Source organism: Paraburkholderia unamae (genome assembly GCF_003096875.1).
In the GTDB taxonomy this organism is placed as follows: domain Bacteria; phylum Pseudomonadota; class Gammaproteobacteria; order Burkholderiales; family Burkholderiaceae; genus Paraburkholderia; species Paraburkholderia unamae.
The window spans coordinates 13105-25822 of the sequence record NZ_QEOB01000045.1; the positions used below are offsets into that span (position 1 = coordinate 13105).

9 protein-coding genes are annotated in these 12718 nt (G+C 67.4%); 2 read left to right on the top strand and 7 right to left on the bottom strand.

The window, feature by feature from the left end; translation table 11 throughout:
* Window positions 1-15: 15 nt before the first annotated feature.
* Entirely contained in the window at window positions 16-1311 is a 1296-nt protein-coding gene (locus tag C7402_RS44570) for an acetyl-CoA hydrolase/transferase family protein (protein WP_116615095.1), read from the bottom strand.
* Entirely contained in the window at window positions 1311-2216 is a 906-nt protein-coding gene (locus C7402_RS44575) for an SDR family NAD(P)-dependent oxidoreductase (protein WP_112177161.1), read from the bottom strand. Before C7402_RS44575 ends, C7402_RS44570 begins: the two co-directional genes overlap by 1 nt.
* A 289-nt stretch (window positions 2217-2505) precedes the next feature.
* Between C7402_RS44575 and C7402_RS44580 the strand changes: the two genes are divergently transcribed.
* Window positions 2506-3408, top strand: a complete 903-nt coding sequence (locus C7402_RS44580) for a LysR family transcriptional regulator (protein WP_112177160.1) — start codon at window positions 2506-2508, stop codon at window positions 3406-3408.
* Between the two features lie 39 nt (window positions 3409-3447).
* Here C7402_RS44580 and C7402_RS44585 read toward each other — a convergent pair whose 3' ends face one another.
* The 4 genes from C7402_RS44585 to C7402_RS44600 all read right to left on the bottom strand — a co-directional run bounded on the left by C7402_RS44585 (window position 3448) and on the right by C7402_RS44600 (window position 10363).
* Window positions 3448-4605, bottom strand: coding sequence for an acyl-CoA dehydrogenase family protein (locus tag C7402_RS44585; protein ID WP_112177159.1), 1158 nt, complete (start codon window positions 4603-4605; stop codon window positions 3448-3450).
* Between the two features lie 75 nt (window positions 4606-4680).
* Window positions 4681-6219, bottom strand: coding sequence for a class I adenylate-forming enzyme family protein (locus C7402_RS44590; RefSeq protein WP_116615096.1), 1539 nt, complete (start codon window positions 6217-6219; stop codon window positions 4681-4683).
* 355 nt (window positions 6220-6574) lie between these two features.
* A complete protein-coding gene (locus tag C7402_RS44595; protein WP_116615097.1) occupies window positions 6575-7945 on the bottom strand; it encodes an MFS transporter in 1371 nt (456 codons plus the stop codon).
* A gap of 78 nt (window positions 7946-8023) precedes the next feature.
* On the bottom strand, window positions 8024-10363 hold the full coding sequence (locus C7402_RS44600) for a cytochrome P450/oxidoreductase (protein WP_116615098.1): 2340 nt from the start codon (window positions 10361-10363) through the stop codon (window positions 8024-8026).
* A gap of 183 nt (window positions 10364-10546) precedes the next feature.
* Here C7402_RS44600 and C7402_RS44605 point away from each other — a divergent pair, with 183 nt between their 5' ends.
* Window positions 10547-11416 (top strand): IclR family transcriptional regulator, encoded by an 870-nt coding sequence (locus C7402_RS44605; protein WP_116615099.1) that lies wholly within the window; start codon window positions 10547-10549, stop codon window positions 11414-11416.
* On the opposite strand, the gene C7402_RS44610 is transcribed toward C7402_RS44605, so the two are convergent.
* A complete protein-coding gene (locus C7402_RS44610; protein WP_116615100.1) occupies window positions 11413-12714 on the bottom strand; it encodes a cytochrome-c peroxidase in 1302 nt (433 codons plus the stop codon). The genes C7402_RS44605 and C7402_RS44610 overlap by 4 nt on opposite strands.
* Window positions 12715-12718: the final 4 nt, after the last annotated feature.

A 12718-nucleotide genomic window follows, 5' to 3' on the forward strand; every position in this document is an offset into this window, starting at 1 on the left:
CGGCGCGGCGTGCGCTCAGGCCGGCAGCGTGCGCCGGTGTTCGTCGTGGTGCGCGGCTGCCAATGTCTCGCGCCACTCGGGCGGCGCGACGGCCAGCATACGCTCCACGCGCTGCGCAAGCGTGAGCCCGCGCAGGTCCGCCACGCCGTGCTCGGTCACGATCACCGCCGCGTCGCTGCGCGGCGTGCTCACCGGACCCGACAAGCGCGCGACAATGCGGCTGCCGCTTCGCGTACTCGATGCGAGCGCAACGATTGCCACGCCCCCGCGCGAGCGCGCCGCGCCGCGCATGAAGTCGAGCGCGCCGCCCACGGCGCCCACGTAGCGCCCGCCCACGGATTCCGCGTTGACCTGGCCGGTCAGATCGACTTCGAGCGCCGAATTGATCGCGACGAAGCGGTCGAGACTGCCGAGCACGTCGACATCGTGCGTATAGGCGGTCGAGCGAAACTGGACCCGCGCGTTGCGATGCGCGTGCGCGTAGGCTTTGCGCGTGCCCATCATCGTGCCCGCCACACTCACGCCCTGGTCACGCGACTTGCGCGCGTTCGTCACCACGCCCGCTTCGATCAGGTCGACCACGGCGTCGCCGATCGTGCCGGTGTGCACGCCGAGGTCGCGCCGGTCGTGCAACCGGCTCGCAATGGCTTCGGGCAACGCACCAAGCCCGAGCTGGATCGTCGAGCCGTCTTCGATCAGGGAAGCCGCATGCGTTGCGATGCGGCGCTCGATCTCGCCTGCCTGCGTGGCGGGCGCTTCGAGCGGCGCGCGCTCGGTATGGATCAGCACGTCGAAATCGTCGGCGCGCAGCATGCGCTCGCCATAGGTCCACGGCGCGGCCGCGTTGACTTCGGCGATCACGACGCGCGCGCTCTCGATGAGCGGCACGAGGTATTCGTGAGCGATCGAGAGGCTGTAGCGGCCCGCTTCGTCCGCCGGCGCGACCTGCAACAGCAGCACGTCGATGCGATTGGGGCCGCTCGTGAGGGCGCCATGAAACTGCGAGTAGTGGCACGGCAGGATGTCGAGCATGCCCGCCTGGTCAAGCCGCCGGTTCGTGCCCGAACCGCCGTACGCGACGAAGTCCACGCAGTCCGCGTGCGCCGGGTCGAGCGTTTCGGACCACGAAGCGCCCACGAAGACGCGAAACCGCCCGCCCACCGCCTTGCGCTGCGCCATGAGCCGCGCGGTGAGCGTGCACGGTTCGGCGCCGCACTGGCCCCACGTGATCGTGTCGCCGGGCCGCACGTACTGCGCGAGATCGAGCTGCGCAACCTCGACCGTGCGGGCCGCGCGTGCGCCGCGCGTCATCAGACCGGGTCCCAGCTGAACACGTCGGCGGAAACGTCGAGCGTATGGAACGACTGGCGCAGCGCGGGCATGGCGTGCTCGGCGATGGTCTCCGGCGTCCAGCCCTCGCCGCGATGCACCGAGCGCACGGGGCGCGGCTGGCTCATCAGGAAGATTTCGTTATTGCGCACCGCGAAGATCTGGCCCGTCACGTCGGCGGCCTGCTCGCTCGCGAGATAGACCGCGAGCGGCGCGATTTTCGCGGGCGTCATCTGCTTGATCTTGGCGACGCGCGCTTCCTGCTCCGGCGAGTCGATCTTGATCGAATTGATCATGCGGCTCCACGCGAACGGCGCGATGCAGTTCGAACGCACGCCGAACTTTTCGAGGTCGAGCGCGATCGACTTCGAGAGCCCCGCAATGCCGAGCTTTGCGGCGCTGTAATTCGCCTGCGCCAGATTGCCGATCAGGCCCGAGGTGGACGTCATGTGCACGAACGCCCCGCTGCGCTGCTCCTTGAAATGATCGGCGGCGGCGCGCGACACATAATACGAGCCGTAGAGGTGGACCTTCAGCACGGCGTCCCACTCTTCTTCGCTCATCTTGTGGAAGAAGCGGTCGCGCAGAATACCCGCGTTGTTCACCACGCAGTCGATCCGGCCGAATACGTCCAGCGCGTTCTGCACGATGCGCGCCGCGCCCGCCGGGTCGGCCACGCTGTCGGTGTTGGCGGTGGCCTGGCCGTCGAAGGCCGCGATCTCGTTCACCACGGCCTGCGCCGGGCCGTCGTTATGGCCCTCGCCGGTGAGCGAGGCGCCCACGTCGTTCACCACCACTTTCGCGCCGTGGCGCGCCATCATCAGCGCGATATCGCGGCCAATGCCCCCGCCCGAGCCCGTCACCACCACTACCTTGCCATCCAGCATTCGTTGCGTCGTCATCGTTTTCGCTCCTCCAGCCCGCGTTGCACCGGGCATTCATTCGATTTGAATCGTCGTGCGGCAATCCGTGCCGTTCGATCTGGAGCTTGACGCATCGGCTACGGCTGCACAATTTGGATATGCCGAACGCCCGTTTCGGCCAGGATTAACCCGTACTATCGCTAATGGCGCGCATCGCGCTGCGGCGCAATAATGCTTGAGTCCGCTCGTCCCTGCTATCCCTCGAACGAACGAGCGGGCGCACGCCTACCTTGGAGACACGGCAAGCCACCCCATGCATTTCGATCTCGTCGACCTGAAACTCTTCACCCACGTGGCCGAGGCGAGCAGCCTCACGCGCGGCGCGGAACGCGCGCACCTCTCGCTGCCCGCGGCGAGCACGCGCATCAAGAATCTCGAAGAACAGGTGGGCGTGAAGCTGTTGAGCCGCACGAGCCAGGGCGTGACGCTCACCGGCCCCGGCGAAACGCTGCTCGCGCATGCGCGGCGCGTGCTCAAGCAACTCGAGCAGCTGACGGGCGACCTCCAGGAGTACACGCAAGGCGTGAAGGGCCATGTGCGCGTGTTTGCGAACACCACGGCCATGAGCGAATTCCTGCCCGCCGTGCTGCGCACTTACCTCATCAATCATCCCGACGTCTACGTGGACATTCACGAGCGTCTGTCGCCCGACATCGTGCGCGCGGTGCAGGACGGCACGATCGATATCGGCATCGTGGCCGGCAACGTGCGCACCGAGGGACTGCAAGTGCTGCCCTACCGGCGCGACCGGCTCGTGCTCGCCACGGCGTTGAGCCACCCGCTTGCGCAGGAGAGCGAAATAGCATTTGCCGATACGCTCGACTACGACTTTATCGGGCCGCCCGACGAAAGCGCGATTTTCTCGTTCCTGAAGCGCGCGTCGTCGGATTTGCAGCGCACCATACGCTGGCGCATCCAGATCGGCAATTTCGAGGCCGCGTGCCGCATGATCGAGGCGAACATCGGCATCGGCGTCCTGCCCGAGGGCACGGCGCGCCGCCACGCACAAACCATGTCGCTCAAGATCGTCCCGCTCACCGACGAATGGGCCGTGCGCAAGCTGCAAATCTGCATGGCCGAGCGCGACGCGCTGCCGCTTTTCGCGCGCAAGCTCGTCGATCTGCTCGTGGCCGACGGCATCGGCCGGCTCGAATAAGGCAAGGCGGCGGCGCATGCAGCGCGCCGCCCGTTGACCTTAGCGCCCGTTCGCCGCGCGAATCATGTTGCGCGCGATGACGATCTGCTGGATCTGGCTCGTGCCTTCGTAGATGCGGAAAATGCGCACGTCGCGATAGAAGCGCTCGATCCCGTAGTCGGACATATAACCGGCCCCGCCGAAGATCTGCACCGCGCGGTCCGCCACGCGCCCGCACATTTCCGAGGCGAAGAGTTTCGCGCAGGCGGCTTCCGTGCTCACGTTCTCGCCTGCGTCGCGCCTGCGTGCCGCGTCGAGCACCATGCAGCGCGCCGCATACAGTTCGGTCTGCGAATCGGCGAGCATGGCCTGGACGAGCTGGAATTCGGCGATCTTCTCGCCGAACTGCTCGCGCTCCGTCGCATAGCGCAAGGCGTCGTCGAGCATGCGCTGCGCCACGCCCACGCAGATCGCCGCGATATGGATGCGCCCCTTGTCGAGCACCTTCATCGCCGTCTTGAAGCCCACGCCCTCCTTGCCGCCGATGATGTTCTCCGCCGGCACCTTCACGTCCTCGAAGATCACGTCGCACGTATGCGCGCCGCGCTGGCCCATCTTCTTGTCGCGCTTGCCGAAACTGATGCCAGGCGTTTTCGCGTCGACAATGAACGACGTGATGCCGCCCGCGCGCGGCTCGTCGGGATTGGTGCGCGCCATCAGTGTGAACATGCCGGCCTGCGGTGCGTTCGTGATGAAGCGCTTGGTGCCGTTCACCACATAATGGTCGCCGCGCCGCTCGGCCCGCGTCTTGATCGAAGCGGCGTCCGAGCCCGCGCCCGGTTCGGTGAGCGCGAAACTGGCGATGACTTCGCCGCTCGCGAGCTTGGGCAGCCACGTCGCCTTCTGCTCCTCGGTGCCGTCGATCACGATGCCCTGCGAGCCGATGCCCACCGTCGTGCCGATGATCGAGCGAAACGCGGGCGAGGTCTTGCCCAGCTCGAACATCACGAGCACCTCTTCCTCCATCGTGAGATCGAGCCCGCCGTATTGCTCCGGGATGGTCAGGCCGAAGAGGCCCATGGCCTTCATGTCGTCGACGATCCCGGCCGGAATTTCATCGGTTTCGGCCACGCGTTCTTCATTCGGCACGAGACGCTCGCGCACGAAGCGCGCGACGTTGTCGAGCAGAACGTTCATCGTTTCCTGGTCGCGAATCATGGTGTATGCCCTGCAATCGTTGATCGGGCGGCACGGCGCCGCCCGCTGGGAAGAAGAAAAAGCGGAACGCGGCGCTCAGCGCGCACGCACGGCGCGCCTGGCCATTTCGCGCAACGGCTGCTTTTGCAGCTTGCCGCTCGCGGTGGTGGGGATCATGTCGATCGCCACGATTTCCGAGGGCCGCTTGTAAGGCGAAAGGCGCTCGCTCAGGTAGCAAGCGAGATCGGCGACGTCGATGCGCGCGCCCTCCTTCGCTTCGACGAAGGCCACGACTTCCTCGTTGCCCTCGGCGTCGCGTCGCCCCACCACCGCGCTCTGGCGCACCGGCGCATAGGTGTTGATGACCGACTCGACTTCGATGGGATAGACGTTGAAGCCCGAGCGGATGATCAGATCCTTCGAGCGGCCCACGATGAAGAGCGCGCCGTCCGCGTCGAGGCGGCCGAGGTCGCCGGTCTTGAGCCAGCCCTCGGCGTCGAGCACCTCGGCGGTAAGGCCTGGTTCCCGGTAGTAGCCGTGCATGACGCCGGGCCCGCGCACCCACAATTCACCGGCCTCGCCCTGCGGCGCGTCGCGCCCGTCGGGTCCGACCACGCGCAACTCGGCGCCTTCGACGATCTCGCCCGACGAAACGTCCTTGCGCGGACGGTCCATGCGCGTGATGAAAAGCGAGCCCGCGTATTCGGTCATGCCGTAGCCGTGATGCAGCGGCATACCGAAAAGGGCTTCCACCTGCTGCTTGAGCGTGGGGTCGAGCGGGCCGCCGCCCGTGTAGAGATAGCGCAGGCGCGGCGCGTGCACGGCGCCGCCGTGTTCGCGCACGTAGGCCACGATGCGCGTGAAGAGCGTGGGCACGCCCTGGAGGATCGAGATTTCCGCGGCGCCGAGCGCCTTCACGACTTCTTCCGCCGAAAAGCGCGCCGCGAGATGCAGGCTTGCGCCCGCCTCGAAGGTGGCGAGCAGCAGCGTGGCGAGGCCGAAAATGTGCGACATCGGCATGACCGCGTAAGCGCAGTCCGCCTGCGTCATGTCGCGCGACGTGGCCGACACGCGCGCGAAGTGCAGCAGCCCGCGATGCGTGGCCATCACGCCCTTGGGCTGACCCGTCGTGCCCGACGTATAAATGAGCACCGCCACTTCGTGCGCGAGCGCTTCGGGCTCGCGTGCCACGGTGGAATCGGGTTCGGCCATCATCAGCGGCCCGAGGCCCGCCGGCGCGATTTCGCGCGCGCGGTAGCGCACGCCGTGGCGCAGCGCGTCGGGCGACGCGCCGTGCGTGAACAGCATGAGACGCGGCCCGCAATGCGCGCGGATCGTCTCGATCTCGCGCTCGGAAAGTCGCGCGTTGACCACGGCCGGCCACGCGCCGATTTCCGAAAGCGCGAACAGCAGCGTCACCACGGCCGAGCAGTTTTCGGCCACGACGAGCACGCGGTCGCCCACTCCCACGCCCTGCTCGCGAAGAAACTGCTGGGCCTGCCCGACATGACTCCAGAGCTGCCCGAAGCTCGTTTCCACTGAGTCTTCGCGAATCGCCACGGCCCCGGGCGAGACCTCCGCCCAGTGCCGCGCGATATCGCTGATCTTGCGCGCCGCTCGCCTGTCCACCGTCACCTCCTGTCGTTGCACTTTCACTGCGTGCGACGCGCCGTAGCGCGCCGCATCGCGACAGGTATCAGTGTGGTGGAGGCGAGGCGCGCCAACAATTCGTTTTCGATAAAGCCGGCATTCGTCTGGCCAGAAGTCCGAATTAGCCCCGATGGCCGGGCCATCGAGACGATTGCCGTCTCGATCCGGGGCGCGAACCGTCTGCCCGCGCGGGTCATACCCGGTTTATCTTAGCCAGCGCGCCGTGGCGGCGGCACGGTCCGCGCACAAGCCCGCCGCGACCGGCCATTCGGCGCCGCCGCCATGCCCGTGCGGGCGACGCGCCGCGGCCAGCGCGGCCATGCGCAGGCGCTGCCGCCAGTCACTCCATCTGCGTCGCCGCACGCTCGCCTCCTGCCCGATTCGCCCCGCTATTCACCCGATGAATCGCCACGATGCCCGCGAGCGAGACACAGGCCGGCACCGCCGCCGCGAGAAAGAGCGACGAGGACGACCATTGCAGATGCATGAGCGCGCCGCCCAGCACGGGGCCGACGACCGAACCGATGCGGCCCACGCCCAGGCTCCAGCCGATGCCCGTGGAGCGCAGCGAGGTCGGATAGTAGGTGGCCGCGAGCGCGTTGAGCGCGGGCTGGCCGCCGATGACCGAGAAGCCCGTGACAAAGATCGCGACGAACATGGCCGTCACGGACACCATCACGGCGGGATTACCGATTGCCGCGGTCGAAACAATCGCGATCAGAAAGGTCGTGCCGAGCACGCGCGTGAAACCCGCCACGTCGATGATGCGCCCGAGCAGCAGCGTGCCGATCACCCCGCCGCCCCACAGCGCCGTGCCCGCGAACACAGCGGTCTGGGTGGAATAGCCGGCGTCGCGAATCACGGTCGGCAGCCAGTTCGACAGGAAATACATGGCCAGCAGGTTCGCGAAGTTCACGACCCACAGCAGGACAGTCACGCGTGCGCGCCCCTCCTTGAACAGCTCGACGAAGGGCACGCCGCGCGAGCGCGTTTCCGTGGTCGTGAACTCCACGCCCGCGGGCAGCGCGAGTGTGGGCGCCACGCGGGCCAGATTGCGGCGCACGCGCGCCTGGGTGTGGTCGCCGCGCGCGCGGAACAACAGGAACTGGATCGACTCGGGCAGCGCGAGCCACATGAGCACGCCGAGCACGAGCGGAATCGCGCCGCCCACGAAGAACACGGCGCGCCAGCCGAACGCCGGAATCAGCGCGGCGGTGATGAGGCCGCCCACCACGCCGCCAAGCGTGAAGCCGCACGAAACGATCATCATGAGCGTAACGCGCATGCGGCGCGGGCTGTACTCGCCCGCGAGCGCCATGGCGTTGGGCATGATGCAGCCCAGGCCCAGACCCGCCACGAAACGCCAGACCACCAGTTCGGTGATCGACTGCGCGAAACCGGTTGCGATCATGCAAGCGGAAAAGAACAGCGTGGCGCCGATCAGCACCGGGCGGCGGCCGATCTTGTCGGCGAGCGCGCTGAACGTGAGCGAGCCGATCAACATGCCGAAGAGGCCCGCGCCAAACACCGGCGAGAGTGTTTCCTTCGCGATGCCCCACTCGCGGATCACCACCGGTGCGACATAGCCCATCGCCTGGACGTCGAAGCCGTCCATCACGAGGCACAGCGCGCACAGCGCCACCACGAGCAGTTGATACGGCCCGAACCGGCTTTCGTCGATGACGCCGGTGACCTCCACGGTCTTCTTCATGCCAAGTCTCCAATCCTTGTTTTATCGTCTCGATCGCGCGGCGAAGGCTACGCTACGGGCTACGCATTACGTTACGTATCAAAGCTCCAGCACCAGCCGGCCACAGCGGGCGCGCGAGCAGCAGGTCATCATGCGCGATTGCGTGTCGCGCTCCGCGCGCGTGAGCACCACGTCGCGGTGGTCAATCTCGCCCGCCAGCACCCGCACCTCGCACGAGCCGCACAGGCCTTCCTCACAGTCGCTTTGCACGTCGATGTTCGCGCGGCGCAGCGCGTCGAGCACGGTCTGGTCGGCGGCCACGTTGAGCACGAGGCCCGAGTCCTTCAGTTCGACCTCGAACGCGCGCTCCTGCGAAGGATCGAGCTTGCCGCCGCTCGCGGCGAAATGCTCGACACGCAGCGCGTCTTCGGGCCACGCCTCGCTACAGGCTTCGAGCGCTTCGAGCATGCGCGCGGGGCCGCAAGCGTAGACGCGCGTTTGCTCGTCCACGCGCAGCGCCGCGAAGTCGTTGCGCGTGCCTTCCTCCGACACATGCAGACGGAGCCGTTCGCCATGCAGTTGCGCGAGTGGCTCGATCAAGGCCATCGTGCCGCGCGAGCGCCCGCTGTAGTGCAGCTCATAGTCGATGCCCAGCTCGCGCGCGCGGTGCGCCATCGCGCTCACCGGCGTGATGCCGATGCCGCCCGCGATGAAGATCGCACGGCGCCCTTCTTCGTCGAGCCGGAAGTGGTTGCGCGGGCCGCGAATCTTCAGCCGCATGCCCTCGCGCAGCGTGTCGTGCACCCACGCCGAACCGCCGCGGCTTTGCGTTTCGCGCAACACGGCGATTTCGAATGCGCCGGTGTCGGCGGGGTCGCCGCACAGCGAATACTGGCGCGAAATGCCGGTGTCGCCGCATTCCACGTCGATGTGCGCGCCCGGCGCCCAGCGCGGCAGCGCGCCGCCATCGGGCGCGACGAGACGCAAGCGCACGATGCCTTCGGCCGCGGCTTCCACGCGCTCCACCACCACGGGCCGCGAGAGCGCATGCGCCGAGGGCTCGCCAATGCGCACCGGCACCTGCACGCCCAGCAAGTCCGCATTCGCGCGCTCCGGGTTGTGTGCCGGGTCCCATTCCACGAACACATGCTCAGGACCACGGAACGATGTGTTGGGAACGTAGGAAAACTGTTGCTCGGCCAGACGCATATGCGGCAAGCGGCGCGTGAACTCCTCGAGGAAGATCTGCATCTCCATGCGCGCGAGGTTCTTGCCCATGCACTGATGCGATCCATAGCCGAACGTCACGTGATCGCTCGCGTTGTCGCGGCGAATGTCGAACAGGTCGGCGTCGGCGAAATGGCGCTCGTCGTGGTTCGCGGACGACGTCACGATGAGCAGCTTCGAGCCAGCCGCGATGTCGACGCCGCCGATCTGCACGTCCTTCGTGGCGAGACGCCGCCACGCCGCGACCGACCCGTTGTGGCGCAGACACTCCTCCACCGCGTTTGGAATGAGGCTCGGGTCCTCGCAGATCTCGCGCCACGCATGCGGATGTTGCAGCAGCAGCTTCATCGCGTTGGCCGTGGCGTTGGCCGTGGTCTCGTGCGCCGCCACGATGCCGGCCATCATCATCGAATGCAGATAGGAGTCCGTGACGACTTCCGGATGCGCCTTCTGCTTGCGGATGCCGTATTGCATCCAGCCCGGACCGTCCGGGTTCTGGCGCATCTTGTCGAGCACCTTGCCCGCGAACTGCCAGAAGTTGCCCACGGCGTGCGCGACTTCCACCTGCTCCTCGGGACGCGGCCGCCCCCATGTATTGACCGTGTGCGCGATCGAATACTTGCGCAGCAGGTCCATGTCCTCCTCGGGCACGCCGAGAAAATGCAGGGCCACGGTGAGCGGCACTTCCCACAGCATCTGGTCGACGAGATCGGCGCGGCCGTCGTCGATGAAACGGTCCACGTATTCGCGCGTAAGGCGGCGCACCATGGGCTCGTGGTGCTTGAGATGCTCGGGCGTGAACGGCTCCATCAGCGCGCGGCGGCGCGGCATGTGCGCGGGCTCGTCCTCGTTCACGAGCGTGCGGTTCATCGCGTAGCCGTACGACTCCAGCACCGCATTCGCCTCGGGGCCCGTGGGCGTGATCTTTTCGAGCGCGATGGACGGCGAAAACGTGAGGTTGTCGCGAAAGATCGCCTTGATGTCGTCGTAGCGCGTCACCACCCAGTAGCCGAGCTGCGGGCTGTAGAACACCGGCTCCTGCTCGCGCGCCCAGCGCACGTAGTCGGGCGGGTCCTGCTGGTAGCCGTCGCTGAAGGGGTCGAATGCCGCGGCGTTGGCGCTGACCGGGCAGCGCGGCGCGGCGCCTGCGGCGTTGCTTGCCGCGTGGGGGAACGGGCAGCGGCCGGCTTGCTGCGAAGGTGTTTCGCTCATGTTCGTCTCCTGCAACCTGCATGTGTTGCGATTTGCGTAACTCTAGTACGCATTGCGTAATCGAGAGATAGGGGTTAACCTGCAAACACCCGCAGCGCTGGATCGCGCCTACGCGCCCTAAAATCCCGCATGAGTCCACCCCATTCTTCCGCGGCCGCCTCCGAAGCCGTCACTCAAGCCATCATGGCGACAAAATCCACAGAATCCACCAAAGCCCCGAAAGCCACGCGCCAGCAACCTGACGCAACGGCCACGGCCACGCCCGCGCCGCGCGAGCGCCGCCAGCGCGTGCAGTCCGCGCAAACGGGCATGGCCGTGCTGAAGGGTCTCGCGCGCCTGGGCGGCCGCGCGAGCCTCTCGGGCCTCGCCGCATGCGTGGGCGAGAGTCCCGCGAAAGTGCATCGTTATCTGGTGAGCCTGATCGAGGAAGGGCTCGTCGCCCAGGACACCGCCACGCAGCAGTACCTGCTGGGCGCCGAGGCGATGATGATCGGCGTGGCCGCCATGCGCCAGGCCGACCCGGTGCGCATTGCGGAGCCCGCGCTCGTGCGTTTGCGCGAGGCGCTCGAAGTCACGTCGTTCGTCGCGGTGATGGGCAACAAGGGGCCCACGATCATCCGCTTCGAGGAGCCGGGGCTGCCCGTCACGGTCAACGTGCGCGTGGGGTCGGTGATGTCGCTGCTCTGGTCGTCCACCGGCCGCGTGTTTCTCGGCCTGCTGGACGACACGCGCGTGCTCGCGCAGGCCGAAGAAGAACTCGTGCACGCCGACGCATCGTTGCGCGCGCAACTTAATGGCCACGACCCGATCGGCGCGCTGCGGCGCGACGTGCAGGCCGCGCACTGCGCGAGCGTGCGCGACACGAATCTCAAGGGGATCAGCGCGGTGTCCGCGCCGCTTTTCGATCACACGGGCAAGCTATGCGCCGCGATCACGGCGCTCGGCGCGACGGGCGGCTTCGACGCCGCGCCCGACGGCCCGATCGGGCGCGCCGTGCGCCGCGAAGCCGAAGCCTCGAGCGCGCTGCTCGGCTACGTGGCGCGCCGCGACTAGCGCTTCGTCAAGGTGGCGGGCGTGGCCGCTGCGGGCGCGCCCGGATAGCCGTCGTTCAGCGTTTGCAGGAAGGCGATCACGTCGTCGATATCGTGCTCGTTCCATGCCGGGCGCTCGCCCTGCTTGCGCGTGAGCGGCTCGTCCACGGTGTCGACGTTCGCACGCAGTGCCGGCGGGAGATCGTCGAACTTCACAACATGCCCGTGCGCATCCTTCGAATACCACTTCGCGGGATTCGTGTCGCGCTCCACGTAAAAGCGCAGCGCGTCGCGCAGCGTATGGTAGCGGCCGTTGTGGAAGAACACCTGGCGCGTGGCGACGTTGCGCAGCGTCGGCGTCTTGAAGAGTCCGCAATACAGGCGATTCTTCGCGACGTCCGTGCGGATCGGCCCGCACAGGCCTTCGTCGTAATACGACGGATCGCGATTCGCGCGCAGTTCGGGATTGCGCGGCACGCCGAGCGCCTCGAACTGGAAATCGGTGAAGAGCGGATGCGCGCCGTTCACGCCCGGCTGGTCGATATGGCACGAGGCGCAGTTGCCGCTGTTCGGGTCGTCGAACAGCTTCTTGCCGCGCAGCTCGCTCGCGGTGAGTTGGGCCTTGCCGTCCAGGTACGCGTCGAACTTGCTCGTGTACGCGTGAAAGCCCGGCTCTTCGAGTTCATAACGCTCGACCGCCGCCATGGCCTGACGCAGCGCCGCGTCTTTCGAGACGAAAATCGTCTCGCCGAACACCTGTTTGAAACGCGCCGCGTATGGCGCACGCGCGAGCTTCGCGACCACGTCGGCGGCGTCGCGATTGGCCATTTCGTTGGCGTTGAAAAGCGGGAACAGCGCCTGATCGTGCAGCGTGTTGAAGCGTCCGTCCCAGCCGAAGCCGCCCGAAGGCGGACTGTCCGCGTCGGTCAGACGCTCGAAGATGCTTGCGGCCTGCACGTGCGTCCATACCGGCGTGCGGTTGAGCACGTAGGCGAGCGTGGGCACCGCGCGCGTGCCCTGCGAGCGCAGCTCCGGGCCGCCGAGCTGCGCGGCAAGACCGTTGGGCGGACCGTAAGCGTGCGCGGGACTGTGGCAGCTCGCGCACGACATGCGGCCCGAGGCCGAGAGCGCCGGGTCGTTGAAGATCAGCTTGCCGAGCGCGGCGACGTCGCTGTAGGGAGTGGGCTGCGCGCTTTGCCCGGTTTGCGGCGGCGCGGCGCGCGCCTCGGAAACGGCAAACACCGCCACCGCGGCAGCGGTGGCGGCGAGCGCAGCGGTCACGGCGCGGCGCGCCGTGCGGCTTGCGAAAAGAACGGTCATCGGC